Here is an 18,246-nt window from a genome sequence, read left to right as displayed (position 1 = left end):
GGTGATGGATATTCAGATGTTGTCATAGGTTGTCCGCCTTATGCCTATGTTTATCATGGTTCTTCAACAGGATTATCATCAACGCCGAACTGGACTGGTAGTGGAGTTATAAGTTATGGTTCTTCAGTTTCCACTGCGGGTGATGTGAATGGTGATGGATATTCAGATGTAATAATAGGGGCTGAATCTGCAACCAATGGGCAGTGGTTTGAGGGTCGTGCTTATGTCTATCATGGTTCTTCAACAGGTTTATCATCAACCCCGAACTGGACTGGCGAATCAAATCAGGCATATGCTAATTATGGTCATTCCGTCTCCACTGCGGGTGATGTGAATCGTGATGGGTATTCAGATGTGGTCATAGGGGCTCCAAATTATGACAATGGTCAGACCGATGAAGGTCGTGCTTATGTCTATCATGGTTCTTCAACAGGTTTATCATCAACCCCGAACTGGACTGGCGAATCAAATCAGTCAAGTGCTAATTATGGTCATTCCGTCTCCACTGCGGGTGATGTGAATGGTGATGGATATTCAGATGTGGTCATAGGGGCTCCAAATTATGACAATGGTGAGACCAATGAGGGTCGTGCTTATGTCTATCATGGTTCTTCAACAGGATTATCATCAACGCCGAACTGGACTGGTGAATCAAATCAGGCAGGTGCTAATTATGGTTATTCCGTCTCCACTGCGGGTGATGTGAATGGTGATGGATATTCAGATGTAATAATAGGTGCCCCATATTATGACAATGGTCAGACCAATGAAGGTTGTGCTTTTGTCTATCATGGTTCTGCAACAGGATTATCATCAACGCCGAACTGGACTGGCGAATCAAATCAGGCAGGTGCTAATTATGGTCATTCCGTCTCCACTGCGGGTGATGTGGATGGTGATGGATATTCAGATGTGATAATAGGGGCGATAAATTATGACAATGGCTCAACAGATGAAGGCGGTGTTTTTGTTTATCATGGAAATGAAAATTTGAGTAAGGTTGTAAGACTCAGACAGATGAGAACAAACCTTTCAACCCTGATAGTTCCACCTTTATTAACACATTCACAGAACTCTTTTGGTGTTTCAGCAAATCTTCTCTCCAGTTATGGAAGGGTCATTGGTAGAGCGCAAATAGAGGTAAAGACAATTAATACTCCATTTAATGGATTGGGTCTTACAGAATCAAACTGGATTAATCTGGGGACAGGCGGATATCAGTTTTCTCAAATAGTGAGCGGACTCACTAATAATACGTTATACAAGTGGAGGCTAAGGGTAAAATATCATCCCAAATATGGTAAAATAATACATTCAAGATGGTATTATATCGCAGGGAATGCACCAAACGAGGCTGATTTCAGAACAGGGATTTTAACAGGGGTAGAACAGGAAAAGGATACAGACAGACGATCGGGATATGGCTTAAGATACAGGATAGTCAAAGGTGGCGTGACTTTTGAGGTTGATGGGATTAAAGAAGGCAGGATAATTATTTATAATAGCCTTGGTGCTTTTGTTGATCAACTGAATATAAAGCAGGATAAGGAGATAATCTGGGCTAAATCTGTTCCACAGGGTGTATATTTTGCCAGGATAGAAGCGAATGATGGAGAGATTGACGACACTGGGGCTAAATTTGTGATTATAAGATAAAGGGCAAATCCCCCTGTTATCCCCCTTTTCTAAAGGGGATGATAGGGGGATTAAAAAATGCCTAAAGTGCATCATTTTGATGATGCGTTGTTTTGCATTGGAATGGAGTTGCCATCGGCTAATTCAAGCCCGCAGGACATTCCGTCCTGTGAAAATTGCAATCTATCAACTCCTTCCACTATCTTTGTAAGATATTTTTGATTCAAATCGTAGTGTTGACAAATGAGATATTTTTAATATAATTGTTTGTATTCTTAAAGGCAATAATTCGGCCCCATTATTGTCTTTATGAGTAGATAAAAAAAGGAGGTTTAGAGAGGAGATAATTATGGAAGTTATCAATGGGGCAGTGTGGGGAATAGAACAAACACGGGAAATAAACGGATTTAAGGAAGAGATCAAGGAACCGCTATCAAAAAGGATTTTTGATATTATACTGAGCGGAATAGGACTTATTTTGTCTTCCTGGCTCTGGTCCTTAATATGGATAGGAATCTGGTGTGAAGATGGCTCACCCTGTTGCATAAGACAATTCCGTATAGGGAAAAATGGTAAATTATTCAAGGTTATAAAATTCCGGTCAATGCGCAAAAATACCCTCAATGAAAGGATTAATATCCAGGCAAAAGATAACGACCCGAGAATTACGATTATGGGAAAAATTTTGCGTAAGACTGCCTTAGATGAACTACCCCAATTAATTAACATATTTATTGGTGATATGAGTTTTGTTGGTCCCAGGGCACTCCTGCCTGCAGAAATTGAACAGAATGACTGTTATTTACATGTATGGGAAATCCCCGGCTATGAAAAGAGAGTAAAAGTTCGCCCCGGGCTTACCGGTATCGCCCAGATATTTGCCCCGCGTGATCTACCAAGGCGGCATAAATTTAAATATGACCTTCTTTATATAAGAAAAATGAGTTTTCTATTGGATTTGAATTTGATAATAATTTCATTTTTAATTACCTTTAAGGGAACATGGGAGCGAAAGAGGAATAAATTGAATTTTTTAAAGGCTTCAAAATGGGGCTTGACAAGATAAGAATTTTGATTATAATCTATAATAGAATTGGAGAATAAGATGATATATTTATTCAATATAAAGGAGGTAACATGTTAATTGTATATGTCTTTTTATTTTCACAATTGTGTAGAACATCTGGATACCTTGATATTCCAACCGTTCCCCAGTACGACATAAAAGGTATGTGGGGGATTACTACTATGTTTTCTTTTCCAATGTATACAGATGATCCTAATCCCAATGATAGTATATTCGTTGACCCGAAGGATTTCTCAATGGCATTTAAATATGGATTCGGAAGAGGTGAATTTGCGATCTCTATGTTCACACCGACAACCTGGGTAGCGAGTGTGAGTTATCTACTCAAAGAAGCAAAAGAAAGTGGAACTGCGTGGTTCTGTGGTGTGGATGATATTTCTTATGCCAAGCATATCTCAACTGTCGGTGCTGGTGGTAATGATGGAACGATAGAAGAGATAAGTTATCACAAATATATGAATGGCAGACCATGGGAATTGTTTTCTGGCTATATCGCAATGCAGAAATATTTTGGCAGGGTAGCAAATTTTGTGTTAGGATTGGGCAGAGGCAGATTCGTTGGCTACGGCTGGCGCAGCCATATATTCAATACCGATTTTCTTGTTCTGGGCAATGACTACAGGACAAAAGACCATTCCTGGTGGGCATTGGGGCTATTTATGGGTGGTTCTTTGAAATTTCCGTTCGGGCTTGAGGCATCCGTAGAGATGGATGGCAGGGATGCAAATGTTGGTTTAAAATACCATTTTCCAGTTGTTACCGCAACACTTGCACTTTGTAAGGTTGAATATTTGGGCAATTTCAGACCCTGGTCCCCACGCTGGACATTCGGTCTTGAAGGGAATAATCGCACTGCAGTATCAGCGCCTAAAGTTGGCTCCATTGAATGTGTGATACAGGACCAGACAACAAAAGAATTATTACCAAATTGTGTCGTTGATATAAAGGAGATTAACAAAAGATATCGCGCACCCGCAGGGACATTTAGTTTAAGTTTACCCGCAGGCAATTATACAATAACGGTAACCACTCCGAATTATGTTGATTACATTGCAAAGGTGAGCGTGAAATCCGGTGTAAAAAGCAAATTAGTTTTTAATTTGAAGAAGACAGAAGAGGCGATACAGCGAGAAATCGCTGCAATGGAAAAAGAAAAGTCTATAAAGACCTATCTCTCCCAGGGCAAGATATACTTCTCTGAAGGCAATTTGAAAGAGGCGAAAAAGGCATTTGAAATGGTTCTTTCTTTAGACCCTGATAATAAAGAAGCAAAGGATTATCTTGCAAATATTGAAACTCGCAGGACAGAATTGATAAATGCATATCTAACTGAAGCAAGAAACCGAGAAAAGGCAAATGACCTTGCAAAGGCGATTGAGTTTTATCAAAAGGTGCTCGACCTTGATCCACAGAATACCGAATCGAGTGAAGCAATCAATCGTTTGAAAGCAAAAGTGGCGCAGGAAAAGAAACCGCCGACGACAACCAAGCCAAAGGAACCTACCAAGAAAGCAACTGCTGAAGAGATAGAGGAACTCTATAAAAAGGGAGTGAGTCTGTTTTCAGCAAACAATTTTGATGAGGCATTGAAGGTATTTAATCAGGTTCTTGCCCTTGACCCAAATCACAAAGGAGCAAAGGATTACAAAAAGAGAACCGAGGCGAGGTTGAAGGTTTTGAAAGGTGGCGAGTAAAAAGAAAATAAGGAAATTGATTTTGTTTTTTGGTGCCTGCCATTAATGGCAGGCACTTTTGTTATTAATAATTGACATTTTTAAATTTTTGCATAAAATCATAATAAGTCTATGAATATTGAATATTTGCTGATTCAAGCCAAAAGGAGTGCCAATGGCATGGGCAGGTAAAAACCATCTTGATAATCTTGAAGAGATACTAATGAATCTTCAATGGTTAATTCAGCCTGATACGGTAATCACTGAGCTACCTTATGACCTTGAATTTCTCAAAAGACCCGATGTAGAAATATTCGCCGAATGGTGTCCAAAGGCAGTGAGTAAACAGGAACTTGAGGAAGGAAGATATACAATTAATAAATATCTTGTTAAATTTTTCATTGATAAAACATATCCGCAGTTATCTGAAGTTGGTAAAAAAGAAAAGATAGATAAAATAATCCAAGATATACATAAATTCCTTAAAAAACCAACTTATGAACCGATTTATTTAAATAGTGAAACTATTGAAAAAATTCTTGAAGAAACAAATAATAAGCCAGGGGAGACTCATGTTGATAAAACGAAGAGACGGATAAAAGTTGCAGTTTCACTCCGCTGGCTCCAGAATAAAAGTCTCTTTAGCAAACTTAGTGAAAAGACACAGCATTATATCCGGCGTATTGGAGACCTTTACGGTCTTTTAAATCAAAATCAATACATTGATACTACTTCTTTGCATAATTATGCAATATGTCAAGAAGACCTTTCAGTTTTGCTTGATGACTACGAAACCAAGATTGAACTCACGCTCTTAACTGCTGACCAGGAAATAAAAAAGGCAAAACAACGCATAGGTGGAATAAATTATAATGGCTTGGGTGTTGTTAGAGAACCCTTGAACAGAATAAAAAAATTTATTGAAAAAAGAAGCGATTCAGATTATGACGAAATGGAGCGTTTTAAGGATTCTATATTTATAACGATTATTTTGAACTATATAAAAGATCCCTATATTCAGAAAACACCAGATGCAAAGAATGTGATTAATTTGGTTGTTCCGATCTATATAAAATTTAAAAATCTTGATGTATAGTTTTTCATAATTATTGACAATTTATAAATTTTGAATATAATAGATAATTGATGAAGCAGGGGATATTAATACTTGAAGATGGAACAATAGTTCAAGGCAACGGTCTTGGTCCTGATAAATTTGTTTATGGTGAACTTGTTTTCAATACCGCAATGACCGGATATGAAGAGGCTTTCACTGACCCATCCTATGAAGGTCAGATTTTATTAATGACCTACCCATTGATCGGGAATTATGGATTTAAATTCAAACATCAGGAGTCAGATTCTCCGAAGATTCGCGGGCTCGTAATAAAAGAGCCCGCTTTTTTTTCAACAAATACCAGAAAGATTGAAGATTATCTTGAGGAAAATAATTTACCCTGTATATGGGGTATAGATACACGCAGACTAACGCTTAAATTGAGGTATTATGGAACAATGAAGGCAATACTCTCGGTTTCTAAAGGTAATATCAACATAGAAAAATTGACCAGAAAAATTAAAAATATGTCCCATCCACATTCAGAAAATTTGGTGAGACAGGTTTCTTGCAAAAGAATTCTATTCCACAAATGTCAAAATAAAAATAAAGTTTTGCTCATTGATTGCGGTGTCAAAAAAAGCATTATCAATTCTCTTTTAAAATATTCTTCAGTCATTCAGGTTCCTTATGATGCGGATTTTGAGACAATAAAAAAATTAAATCCCGATGGAATTGTGATTTCAAATGGTCCTGGGAATCCTGCACATCCCGAAATTATAAAGACCACGGTTAAAACACTTAAAAAATTGATAATATCTGGATATCCTGTTTTTGGAATATGTTTGGGACATCAGTTATTAGGGCTTGCATTAGGTTTAAAAACATATAAATTGAAATTTGGACATCGTGGGTATAACCATCCTGTCCAGTTTTTAGAAAACAAAAAGATTTACATTACTTCCCAGAATCATGGTTATGCAATTACTAAGGAAAGTAAAAATAAAGAGATTATCTTTGACTGGATTAATATAAATGATAGAACTATTGAAGGTATGCGACATAAATCTCTCCCAATTTTTTCTGTTCAATTTCATCCTGAAGCATCACCAGGACCTTATGATACTTCATTCCTTTTTGAGAAATTTTTCAAAATGATAAATGCCGAAAAGAAAGGATATTAAAAAAGTTTTGATTATCGGGTCTGGACCGATTATCATCGGACAGGCTGCAGAATTTGATTTTTCCGGTTCTCAGGCAAGCAGGTCTTTGCGTGAAGAAGGATACCAAACCATAATTGTCAATTCTAATCCGGCAACAATCCAGACTGACCTTGAGACTGCAGATGTTGTTTATATTGAACCCCTTACACCCGAAATTTTGGCAAAAATCATAGACAAAGAGAGACCAGAGGGACTCTTGCCGGGTTTTGGCGGGCAGACAGGATTGAATTTATCGTATGAACTTGCGCGCCGTGGTATTCTTGAGAAATTTAAAGTGGAATTGCTCGGTTCAAATCTTCAGACGATTGAAATGGCAGAGAATAGAGATCGTTTCCGTGCCCTTATGAATAGAATTGGCGAGCCTATTCCTCGGAGTTTTGCTGTGCATAACTATGATGAGGCACTTAAGGTTCTGAAAGATATGAATTTTCCTCTTTTGATTCGCCCTGCTTACACGCTCGGTGGAACTGGAAGCAGTGTTGTCTATGACAGAGACCAGTTTTATGATGCGGTGATGACCGGGTTAATCCGATCACCGATTAAACAGGTTTTGATTGAAGAAAGTGTTTTGGGCTGGAAAGAATATGAATATGAGGTAATGCGCGATAATAACGATAATTGTATTATAATCTGCAATATGGAGAATATTGACCCGATGGGGATACATACTGGTGAAAGTATGGTGGTTGCACCTGCCCAGACATTGACCGATAAACAGCATCAGGAGTTGCGTTGTGCGGCGATAAAGATTATCCGTTCATTAAAGATTGCTGGTGGATGTAATATCCAGTTTGCGGTTAATCCTGAAAAATGGGAATATCGAGTTATTGAGGTCAATCCGCGGGTATCGCGTTCTTCAGCACTGGCATCAAAGGCAACTGGATATCCCATCGCCCGTGTGAGTGCAAAGATAGCAGTTGGGCTAAATCTTGATGAAATTCCCAATGCCATTACAAAAAAGACTATGGCGGGATTTGAACCGGCACTTGATTATGTTGTAGTAAAGATTCCCCGCTGGCCCTTTGACAAGTTTCCTACCGTTGACCGCAGAATTGGCACCCAGATGAAATCCACCGGCGAAGTAATGGCTATCGGTTCTACGATAGAAGAAGCATTCCTTAAGGCAATTCGTTCTCTGGAGATTGATAAGTGCGGTCTTGAACCTGATAACTGGAAAGAATATGAGTTGATAAGAGAATTGCAGGAGCCGACGGACCGCTTTATTTTTGCAGTTGCTGAAGCCCTTCGGCGTGGATATACAAAGAAGAAGATAGCAGAACTCAGCAAGGTAGATGAATTCTTTATATCAAAGATTGAAAATATTGTCAAAATGGAAAAATTAATCAAAAGACAGGATGTGTCATTGCAATTACTTACTATGGCAAAGAAGATGGGATTTAGCGATGAATACATAAGTAAAATATCAGGGATTAAGCGGGATGAGATAATGGCAAAACGCATTGAAAATAACATTATCCCCGTATTCAATATTGTAGATACCTGTGCCGGTGAATTTGAGGCTTACACGCCATATTACTATTCAACATACTGGGGTGAGGTTGATAACAAAAAGACAAGGCGCGGAAATAGAAAGAATATTCTGGTTGTTGGCTCTGGTCCGATAAGGATCGGGCAGGGTATAGAATTTGATTATGCCTGTGTCCATTCAGTAATTGCGTTAAGGGAGATGGGTTATGAAGCAATAATTATTAATAATAATCCTGAGACAGTTTCCACTGATTTTGATGTTTCAAACCGTCTTTATTTTGAACCATTGAGACTTGAGGATGTATTAAATGTGATATTTAAAGAAGAACCTTATGGAATTATTTTACAATTTGGCGGGCAGACATCTATAAATCTTGCAATGCCATTATATGAGGCGATTAAAAAATATAGGCTAAATACAAAAATCCTTGGAACAAGTCCACTTGATATGAATCTTGCTGAAGACCGCAAGGCTTTTTCTTCAATTCTTAAACAACTCAATATCTTTCAACCGCCATTTGCTACGGGTTTCAGTTTTGATGAAGTAAAAGATATCGCAAGAAAAATTGGCTATCCAGTTCTGGTCCGTCCGAGTTATGTTCTTGGTGGCAGGGCAATGGAGATAATATATGACGAGTTAGAACTCGAAAAATATATGAGACTGGCAGTGAAGGTTTCTCCAGAACATCCAATCCTCGTTGATAAATATATTACAAATGCAACAGAGGTTGATGTTGATGCATTGTGTGATGGCAAGGATGTTTTTATCGCCGGAATTATGGAACATATTGAACAGGCAGGTGTGCATTCCGGAGATTCATATTGCGTGATACCACCGTTGAGTCTATCAAAAAAGACGATAAATGAAATCAAGCAGATTGTTTTTGATATTGCAATTGCGCTCAAAACCATAGGTTTGATAAATATACAACTGGCAATACAGAATGGAACGGTCTATGTTCTTGAGGCAAATCCAAGGGCATCAAGGACAGTGCCGTATGTTTCAAAAACAATAGGTATTCCACTTGCAAAGATTGCAACCAAGATTATGTTAGGATATAAAATTAAAGATTTTAACCTGCCGGCAGAAATGAAATTAGATTTTGTTTCCGTTAAAGGGCCGGTATTTCCTTTCCTAAAACTCCCTGGTGTTGACCCTATTCTCGGTCCGGAAATGAAATCCACTGGCGAGGTAATGGCTATAGATAAGACATTCGGTGGTGCATATTACAAGGCAATCCTTGCGGACAATAAATTTGCCAGTTCAGGAACGGTGTATATAACGGTGCGTGATGAAGATAAGAAAGAAATTGTAAAGATTGCAAAAGAATTAAAATTGCTTGGCTTTAAAATTGTCGCAACGAGGGGAACTGCTCAATATCTAAGTGAAAACGGCATAAATGTTGAGACTGTTTATAGGATAAGTGAACATAAATCACCCAATGCCCTTGATATGATGCGGCAGGGAAAGATAGATCTGATTATCAATACCCCGACGATGAATTACAGTGCAAAAAGGGATGGTTATACAATGCGACGTCTTGCAGTAGAATTGAATATCCCATTTATTACCGCGCTTAAATCGGCTTATGCCGAGATTGAAGCAATAAAATTCGCCCGTAAACGCAAAATGCAGGTAAGACCGATTAATGAAATTTGAAAGATAAAAAAATAAATGTTTTCTGCCTTTGATAATTCTGTTTATCAAATAAAAATATAACCAATGGCGCCATGATTTGATAAATTAAAAAGAGAACAAATTTAATTAAAGTAATGGTTAAACAAAAATCTTAATAAATAAAATTTTTAGTTAGTTTTACAAATGTGTTAGTCTGTACTTATATCTCTATCTATCCTACCCCTTTTTAATGAAGCGAAGATGCCGATAATACACAATCCGGTAAAGATATAAAAAGAAATTTTGAGGGCATTTAAAAATAACGGATAAACATCGGGTGTAATTTTTATCCTGCCCATTGTTAGTGAAAAAACCAACATTACAACGCCCATACTTGACATCTGTCCTAATAACCTCATTGTTGCCAGGGTGCTTGAGGCAATACCATAATATTCTTTTGTAATAGAACTCATCACAGCATTCGTATTGGGTGAAGAAAAAAGGGCAAACCCAAGTCCCAGGACTATTAAATATACAGTGATAAAATTAACAGCAGTTCCTGTATTTATGAACGATAAAAAAAATAATCCCAAACTTGTTAAACCCATACCGATTGAGGCGATTATTCGCGGTTGAACACGGTCAGAAAGCCTGCCGGCAAGTGGTGAAAGAATCGTCATCGTCACCGGCTGGGCAATGAGAATGAGTCCGGCACTTTGTGGCGAAAATCCCTTTAAATACTGAAGATACAGACTGAGAAGAAAAGAGACCGCATTTGTAGCGCCGTAATTGATAAGGGCAGCGAGGTTTGAGAAAAAGAAGGAAGGATTAATTTTGAAAAGTTTTATGTTTAATAAGGGATTGACAGTCTTTGATTCCCACTTGATAAAAAGAATGATAAAAATAACACCGATAATTATTAAAATTGCCCCTGAAGTTTTTGGTAATAGGGAAAAGCCATACATTAAAAAGAAAAGCATTGGGCTATAAATCAAAATGCCTAAATAATCGAAATCTTTAAATATGGATTTTTGTTTTTCAGTCTTTAGAAAAATAATTATAAAAATCAACATTAAAAATCCCAAAAATGAATTGCTGAAAAATATGCTGCGCCAGCCAAGATTTTGCGTCAAAAAACCACCGATAAATGGACCGAGTGAGAGCCCAAGATATACTCCTGCAACATTTATTCCCAGAACCCGACCCCTTTGCTGGAGTGGAAAAGCACCGGTCAGAATCGCAACAGATGTTCCAAATATCATTGCCCCACCGGTACCCTGTAAAATTCTCAAAATTAGAAACAAACTTGTATCATTTACAATCCCACCAAAAAGCGAGAAGATAGCAAAGATTGTTACACCGAGAAGAAAAACTCTTTGCCGCCCTATCATATCAGCAATCCTGCCTATGGGCACAAGGCTCATTGCCGCTGCCAGTAAATAAGATGTAGGAACCCAGCTTAATAAAAGGGCATTCATATTGAATTCTTTACCAATGGCTGGTAAAGCAACATTCAGGGATGAACCCATAAAAGGGGTTAAAAATGAGCCTATGGTCGTGACAAAAAGGATTATGTTTCTTTTGTGAGGCTCAACCACAGCTTCATTACTTAAGATGTTCATATCCAGTAGGATAAATCTTCTTCAATCTCTTGTTGGTTGAGATATATACCCCTGCGCCTTTTTCTATTCTTCCAATTTTAAAGAGTTTTATTTTTGGGAAATTTTTTATTTTTTTACCTGTAATTAATAATTCAAAATCTTCACCAGCAGAGAGGATGAATTGTACAGGCGATATTTTTTTCAATTTACATAGCAATTGAACTTCTGGGTGAACCGGTATATTTTCAATGATGACCTTAACCTTGCTTTCTTCAGAAAGATGAAAGGCATCGGTTGATAAACCATCGGAAGTATCAATGCTGGCATTGAGATATTTTCTTAACTTCAGTGCCTCATATATTCTTGGTTCAGGATAAAGGTGCCTTTTTATTGATTCCGGAAATAAATTCTTTTTGTATCCTTCGCCGAGAACTATTCTACCAGTTTCGGCAAGCCCGAGATAACCTGTAGTATAAAGACAATCACCGGGTTTTGCCCCTGACCTTAATAATGGTTTTTCTGCCTTTCCCACAACCGTGATCGTTATACCCCAGAATGGACTTTCAATTATATCACCGCCTGATATATCACATTGAAATTTTTTGCAGACAGTAGAAAAACCTTTGTACAATTCTTTTATTTCTGAATCTTTTGTTTTAGATGGAAGATATAAACTGATAAGGGCACAAATAGGTTTTGCCGACATTGCAGCAAGATCTGAAAGGCTTGCACCCATTGTCCTAAAGCCCAATTGACAAAACGAAAAATATTTGAAATTAAAATGGATTTTTTCCGCAAATGAATCAGTAGAAATTACTATTCCATTTTTTAATACCATCGCATCATCACCTATGCCCACGGCAATCTCATCACAACGCTGCGGAAATTTTTTTCGTATATATTTAATCAAGGATAATTCAGACATTAGTCCAACAGATTTAGGTATTTAGGCATTTTGAATTTTAGGAATTTGAGATTGTTATACATGAAACTCAACTATATCGCCATCATGCAGGACATAATTTTTTTCAACACGCTGTCCACTGAAACCTTTATCATTCCATAATCTTGTAAATTTTAAATTTTTCTTAAAATCTTTATGGATATGTTCAGCCGCTTCAATTACAGTGGCACCACTTTTCAAAACTATTGGTTCTTTTTTTATTGGTGGCTGACCAATCTTCTTTGTATACACCCGTATAATATCAAGGTTTTCAAAAATTAAATGTCTTAGAGTCTCTATATTTAATGCAGTGATTGTAGAGATTTTCAGGATATTGAATTTATTTTGATAAAATTCCAAAAATACCTCACTATTTTCTTCACCTTTATTTACATCACTTTTGTTTAAGAGAACAATCGTTTTTTTTGCCTCAAGTTTTTCTTTTTCAATATATATATTTCTTGATTCAAGTTCTCTTTTGATTATTTCCATTTGTTCCAGAAGGTCATCACTTGATGCATCAAGTAATATCAAAAGCAGGTCTGCAAAACGAAAAGCCGCATATAACCAAGCCGGGGCACTCTCTGAGACGGGAGGGGTATCTACAATTTGAATCTTTATATCTTCATATTCCATCATACCAACCTGGAATGTTGTTGTGGTAAAAGGATATGGTGCAACTTCAACATTTGTGCGCGTAAGAAGGTTAAGTAAAGAAGATTTTCCTGAATTGGGGAGACCTACGAGAAGGACCTGACCAGCACCCTGTCTTTCAACCTGATACCAGGCAGGAGAACCACCTGATTTTTTGCTATGTTCCATCATTTCCTTTGTCTTTGATATTTTTGCCTTTAGTTCACCCTGGAGTTTTTCAGTCCCTTTATGTTTTGGGATTATAGCAAGCAATTCCTGTAGATAAAATAGTTTTTCCTGTAAAGTCTTAGCCTCCCGGTATTTCTTTTCTACTTCAAAGTATTGTGGTGGCAGATTCGCTGGCATAGAGAATTTTATCTAATTTTTGGAATTCGTCAACTGCTTAATTTATTTTTCTTGACTTTTCCTTAATTTTAAGTATAATGTTTTATGAAGAGAACATATCAACCAAGCAGAAGAAAAAGAAAAAAGACCCATGGTTTCAGGGCACGGATGAAAACAAAAACTGGAAAAAAAGTTTTGAGCAGAAGAAGAAAAAAGGGTCGGAAACGTCTGGTCGTTTAAAGAGTGATTTGTCTGCAATAAGGGCGCGATTTGGTATTGATAAAAAAGAGGTTATTCGTAAAAAAACTGAAATAAAAGAATTATTTTCTGACGGAAAGAGATTAAATTTTAAGAATTTAGTTATAATTTATAAACCTGACCTCTGTTCGAAGGTTGGTTTCTTTGCCTCCGGGAAGCTCAAAGGCGCAGTTAAACGGAACCGGGTTAAAAGAATTTTAAGGGAGGCATATCGGATGAACAAGGAGATATTTATGGGGTTTAAGGTAATTTTTTATGCAACTGGCTTGCTTGATGCCAATGAAGTGTTAAACGCATTTCGGGTCTTTAAAAAGGAGTGTTTTAATGGACGAAATTAAGTCTGGCATCAAGATTTTCTTTTTTGTTAAAATATTAATTTTTTTAATAAAATGCTATCAAAAAACTTTGGGACTCGTATTGCCTAATACCTGCAGATTCACGCCTACCTGCTCAAATTATACTATTGAAGCCTTATCCAGATTTGGAATCTTTAAAGGAAGTCTTATGAGTATTTATCGAATTTTGCGATGTAATCCTTTTTGCAGTGGTGGCTATGACCCGGTAGTATTGCCTAAAAAGGGAGAAAAATATGGATAACGATCAGAAAAGGACACTCACTGCATTTTTATTAATTATCGTAATCCTTTTAGTCTGGAGTTTTATTGCCAAACCAACCCAAAAAGTTACAGAAAAGAAAGAAAGTATATTATCTGACACAGTGAAGACAACGACTCCGGAGAGTGAAAATTTACCTATTCTTAAGGATACAATTGTGATTGATAAGGATAACTATCGTATAAATTTCTCATCTGCCGGTGCGGGAATCAAAAGTTTTTATTTAAAAAAATATGACGCTGAAATTGTTAAAGAAGGTGGATTGCTCTTTTCAACAAAAATATCTGATTCATTAGTTTATTTTTCACATTATTTTGACAATGATTCCATAGTATTCTATTCAACGATAAACAATAAATTACTTTCTAAAACTTATTATTTTAACGAAAATTACGGCTTTACTCTTAAGATAAATTATCCAGATAAAATAGAACAGGTGTTAAGTTTGAAAAGTGGTTTGAATGTAACAGAAAAAAAGAATCAGAATGATGACCTACGCTACTTCAATGTATATGTCAAAAGCAAAACTTTCACTAATATCACAAAAGAAATCAAAGACCAACTCGCATACAAAAATGGTTGGGATTGGATTGCATTGAGAACCAAATATTTTGCCTTAATAATCAATAATATTGAAAATGTGAGAAATACAAAATTTTATAAACTCTCAAAATTAACTGCTAACGAGGAAATTTCTATCGCTTATCTTGGTTGTGCAATGTCGGGTAATACAAATCGCTATGGACTTGAATTATTTGCGGATTCTTCCTTTACTATTTCTGTATTAGTATTACCAGTTAAACCAAATGAACTCGCTGGATATAAAAAGGGCTATGAACAGATTGCGAGCGGCGGGATATGGGGACCCATTGAAAAAGTAATTATTTTTATTTTAAATTTCTTTTATTCGTTTTTGAAAAATTATGGATTTGCGATAATGATTTTCGCACTTTTGTTTAAGATAATTTTCTTCCCGTTGTCTCGTCAAATGCTAATCTCCCAACAACAAATGCAACTTCTCCAGCCCGAATTGAAAAAAATTCAGGAGAAATATAAGAATGACCCGCAGGCTTTAAATAGAGAAATGATGCATCTTTATAAGGTCTATAAAGTCAATCCATTTTCGGGTTGTCTTCCTCTTTTGATTCAATTTCCGATATTCATTGCCCTTTATCAAGTTCTCTCAACAGCCATTGAATTTCGCCGTGCTCCTTTTATGCTCTGGATTGTTGATTTGTCTCTAAAAGACCCATATTATATTCTACCAATTGCAATGGGTGTATTAATGCTTATACAATCGTTGATGACAACGATTGACCCAAGGCAAAGATTTATGGTGATAATGATGCCTTTGGTAATGATATTCGTATTCCTGAATTTTCCTTCAGGATTACAATTATATTGGTTTACATATAATATACTTTCAATCTTAGAAAATTTACTGATAAAGAAAAAAGTTTTTCGTTAATTTTTAAAAAGCCATCGGATTGTCCGGTGGTTATTTAATTAAAATATAGAGGAGGCACAATGAAAATGATAGAGGCTACAGGAAAAGACCTGAATGATGCGCTCGCTCAGGGAATAAAAACATTAGGGGTTACCCTGGATGAGGTAACCTATGAAATTCTTTCTCAAAGTGAAACAGAAACCAAGGTCAGAATAACAATTAAAGAGCCTCGCCAGTATCTCCAGATCCTTACCAACTATGTGTTAACCAGTATGGGCTTTAAAGTCGGGGTTTCAGTGAGTAAGGATGAACAGGGTTATACAGTAAACATAAAGACCAAACAAAACGATGCACTACTTATCGGTAAAAATGGTGAACATTTATGGGCTTTACAATACATAATCTCCAGGCTTGCAAAAAGGTTCTATTCTAATATAAAACTGCTGATAGATGTCAACGGCTATCGTCAGCGTAAAACTAATTTTTTAAGAAAAAAAGCCGAGGCAATCGCGCGCATTGTTATTCAGACGGGACGAGAAATGGCGCTTGACCCGATGACACCCCGTGAAGAAAAGATAGTAGCTAATAAAATAAATGAATTAAAAGGTGTGAAGTTATATACAATCGGACGAGGCGCGAACCGAACCGTGATAATAGCACCCTCAGGAGAAAATAAAGAAGAAAAGAAAGAGTAAAGATGTGAATGATACGATTGTTGCTTGTGCTACACCAACAGGTTATTCAAGTATTGCGGTAATTCGTGTTAGCGGTGAAAACGCTATTAATTTAGTTAAAAAAATTTTTGTTTCCAACCAGAATATTTCTGTCTTTCAGTCTGGACATATATATTACGGCAAAATCATAGAACCGAATACCCGGGAGACCATTGATTATGTAATGACCAGTATATTTTTTGCACCCAATTCTTATACGGGTGAGAATGTAGCTGAAATATCGTGCCATGGTAATCCATTGATTGTTGATAAAATAATAAAAATTTTAATAAGTATCGGCGCAAGACTTGCCTTACCAGGTGAATTTACAAAAAGGGCGTTTCTCAATAACAAAATTGATTTGATACAGGCTGAGGCTGTTCTGGATACAATTTACGCTCAGTGTGATGTAATAAGAAAAGCTGCGGTATATCAACTTGAAGGTAAATTATCAGACTTCCTTATGGAGGTAAAAGAAAAAATCGTTGGACTGCTGACGATGGTTGAGGCAAACATAGATTTTCCAGACGAAGAAGAAACAGATATAGACCTGGATAAGGTTAAAAATGAAATTAGTAAGATACAAGAACAGCTAAAAACTTTATTGGAAAATTCTGAACAGTCAATAAAAATAAAACAAGGCTATTCGGTCGTTATTGCGGGACGACCCAATGTTGGCAAATCAACCCTTTTTAACAGACTTTTAGGATTTGAGCGTGCTATTGTTCACGAAACACCCGGGACGACCAGAGATTTTATTGAAGAAAAATTAGAGATAAACGGAGTTTTGATAAAATTAATTGATACTGCCGGTATATTTAATTATGCAGACGGAATTGATAATATTGCAAGCAAAAGAAGCGAAGAGGTTTTAAAAGGTGCAGATTTAATATTACTTGTTTTTGACGGATCAGAAGCAATGAACGAACAGGATACCTTTCTTTTTAATCTTACAAAAGATTTAAACAAAATTTTTATAATAAACAAAATTGATTTGAATATAAAATTAAAAGAAAGCGAAATATTACCAGATGCGATAAAAATATCGGCAAAAAATGGAGAAAATATAGATTTATTAAAAAAGATTGTTAGAGAACGACTGCTCTCTGAATTTTTTAAAGAAGACAAGTTGATTCTCCGACAACGACAGATTGATTGTTTGAAAAGGATTTATCAAACGCTTGATAATATTAGAGAAAATCATACGCCTGAAACGATAGCGTTTGAATTGCATTATGCCCTTGATATAATCGGTGAACTTACAGGCAGGGTTTTGCGCGAAGATATAATCAATAAAATATTTGAAGAATTCTGTATAGGTAAATAACTATCGTTTTACGATCGCAACACCTGGTTCAAAACACAATTGCCAGAGACTGTCCATCTCATTATAATTAAATTTTGGTTTTTCAAAAACGATTAATTCATAAATCTGTTTCTGGGTTCTCAATTCATTAAAGATATCTTTATAATAAATTGGGGCGTCTATGAATTCTATTGATTCAATACTCTTTGCCTTTTTCTTAAAGGGCATTAATTGTTCATTTATTGTAGGGAATATATTTGAATTTAGAAATAAAATGTGCTTTTCGTCTTTAATTAAGTTATCTTCTTTTTTTATTATTTTTCTTCTTTCTGCTCCTGTAAATTTATTTATTTTCATATCACGGGGCATTTGATTATCCGTTAAAATTATATCCCCAGAAATGTTAAATAGTATATTCGGTGGTGTTGCGGTAATGACATAATTTATTTTATAGGATTCACAAAGCGTATCTACTTTTTGGCTGATTAAACGGGGTATGTTTGAATGATAAATGATTGTATCATACCCTAAGAAAATGTTTATCAAGAATATTATAACACAAATATAGGTCCGCAATTTTTTAAATTTATAAATGAAACACGCA

Annotated in this window: 17 protein-coding genes; 13 read left to right on the top strand and 4 right to left on the bottom strand. The window is 36.2% G+C overall.

All coding sequences use genetic code 11. The features are described 5' to 3' along the window. The 7 genes from ABIL69_10520 to carB form a co-directional block, all read left to right on the top strand. On the top strand, positions 1-1,656 hold a 1,656-nt coding region (locus ABIL69_10520), incomplete at its 5' end, for a VCBS repeat-containing protein (protein MEO0124420.1). A gap of 57 nt (positions 1,657-1,713) precedes the next feature. Then, complete coding sequence (locus ABIL69_10515; protein ID MEO0124419.1) at positions 1,714-1,857, top strand: hypothetical protein; 144 nt, start codon at positions 1,714-1,716, stop codon at positions 1,855-1,857. A 127-nt stretch (positions 1,858-1,984) separates the two neighbouring features. After that, positions 1,985-2,701, top strand: coding sequence for a sugar transferase (locus ABIL69_10510; protein ID MEO0124418.1), 717 nt, complete (start codon positions 1,985-1,987; stop codon positions 2,699-2,701). A gap of 71 nt (positions 2,702-2,772) precedes the next feature. Beyond that, positions 2,773-4,416 (top strand): tetratricopeptide repeat protein, encoded by a 1,644-nt coding sequence (locus ABIL69_10505; protein ID MEO0124417.1) that lies wholly within the window; start codon positions 2,773-2,775, stop codon positions 4,414-4,416. A gap of 154 nt (positions 4,417-4,570) precedes the next feature. Further along, the gene (locus ABIL69_10500) at positions 4,571-5,491 is read left to right on the top strand and encodes a hypothetical protein (protein MEO0124416.1); all 921 of its coding nucleotides are present in this window, start codon (positions 4,571-4,573) and stop codon (positions 5,489-5,491) included. Between the two features lie 50 nt (positions 5,492-5,541). After that, positions 5,542-6,636 (top strand): glutamine-hydrolyzing carbamoyl-phosphate synthase small subunit, encoded by a 1,095-nt coding sequence (gene carA, locus ABIL69_10495; GenBank protein MEO0124415.1) that lies wholly within the window; start codon positions 5,542-5,544, stop codon positions 6,634-6,636. Beyond that, positions 6,614-9,823 carry a carbamoyl-phosphate synthase large subunit gene (carB, locus tag ABIL69_10490; protein MEO0124414.1) on the top strand — a complete coding sequence of 1,070 codons (3,210 nt, stop codon included), beginning with the start codon at positions 6,614-6,616 and terminating at the stop codon, positions 9,821-9,823. The genes carA and carB overlap by 23 nt, the downstream gene beginning before the upstream one ends. A 167-nt stretch (positions 9,824-9,990) precedes the next feature. On the opposite strand, the gene ABIL69_10485 is transcribed toward carB, so the two are convergent. From ABIL69_10485 to ABIL69_10475, 3 genes are read right to left on the bottom strand one after another with little or no spacing between them, the layout of a single operon-like run. After that, positions 9,991-11,403: an MFS transporter gene (locus tag ABIL69_10485; protein MEO0124413.1), complete on the bottom strand. Its 1,413-nt coding sequence runs from the start codon at positions 11,401-11,403 to the stop codon at positions 9,991-9,993. Further along, on the bottom strand, positions 11,387-12,307 hold the full coding sequence (gene thiL, locus ABIL69_10480) for a thiamine-phosphate kinase (GenBank protein ID MEO0124412.1): 921 nt from the start codon (positions 12,305-12,307) through the stop codon (positions 11,387-11,389). The genes ABIL69_10485 and thiL overlap by 17 nt, the downstream gene beginning before the upstream one ends. A 54-nt stretch (positions 12,308-12,361) precedes the next feature. Further along, positions 12,362-13,324 carry a GTPase gene (locus ABIL69_10475; GenBank protein MEO0124411.1) on the bottom strand — a complete coding sequence of 321 codons (963 nt, stop codon included), beginning with the start codon at positions 13,322-13,324 and terminating at the stop codon, positions 12,362-12,364. An 84-nt stretch (positions 13,325-13,408) separates the two neighbouring features. Between ABIL69_10475 and rpmH the strand changes: the two genes are divergently transcribed. Genes rpmH through mnmE form a run of 6 tightly spaced genes read left to right on the top strand, consistent with a single transcriptional unit; the run spans position 13,409 to position 17,663 of the window. Continuing rightward, entirely contained in the window at positions 13,409-13,543 is a 135-nt protein-coding gene (gene rpmH / locus ABIL69_10470; GenBank protein ID MEO0124410.1) for a 50S ribosomal protein L34, read from the top strand. 8 nt (positions 13,544-13,551) lie between these two features. Then, a complete protein-coding gene (gene rnpA / locus ABIL69_10465) occupies positions 13,552-13,899 on the top strand; it encodes a ribonuclease P protein component (GenBank protein MEO0124409.1) in 348 nt (115 codons plus the stop codon). Beyond that, positions 13,886-14,158, top strand: a complete 273-nt coding sequence (yidD, locus tag ABIL69_10460; GenBank protein ID MEO0124408.1) for a membrane protein insertion efficiency factor YidD — start codon at positions 13,886-13,888, stop codon at positions 14,156-14,158. Before rnpA ends, yidD begins: the two co-directional genes overlap by 14 nt. After that, positions 14,151-15,644, top strand: a complete 1,494-nt coding sequence (gene yidC, locus ABIL69_10455; GenBank protein ID MEO0124407.1) for a membrane protein insertase YidC — start codon at positions 14,151-14,153, stop codon at positions 15,642-15,644. Before yidD ends, yidC begins: the two co-directional genes overlap by 8 nt. A gap of 59 nt (positions 15,645-15,703) precedes the next feature. Beyond that, complete coding sequence (locus ABIL69_10450; protein ID MEO0124406.1) at positions 15,704-16,318, top strand: R3H domain-containing nucleic acid-binding protein; 615 nt, start codon at positions 15,704-15,706, stop codon at positions 16,316-16,318. Positions 16,319-16,322: 4 nt separating this feature from the next. After that, positions 16,323-17,663: a tRNA uridine-5-carboxymethylaminomethyl(34) synthesis GTPase MnmE gene (gene mnmE / locus ABIL69_10445; GenBank protein ID MEO0124405.1), complete on the top strand. Its 1,341-nt coding sequence runs from the start codon at positions 16,323-16,325 to the stop codon at positions 17,661-17,663. Here mnmE and ABIL69_10440 read toward each other — a convergent pair. Continuing rightward, on the bottom strand, positions 17,664-18,246 hold a 583-nt coding region (locus tag ABIL69_10440; protein ID MEO0124404.1), incomplete at its 5' end, for a hypothetical protein.

The sequence above is a fragment of the candidate division WOR-3 bacterium genome, assembly GCA_039802005.1.
Lineage (GTDB): Bacteria > Hydrothermota > Tepidihabitantia > SM23-42 > JAOAFX01 > JAOAFX01.
The sequence above is the reverse complement of the archived record's forward strand: the minus strand, read 5'-3'. Positions and strand labels throughout refer to the sequence as shown.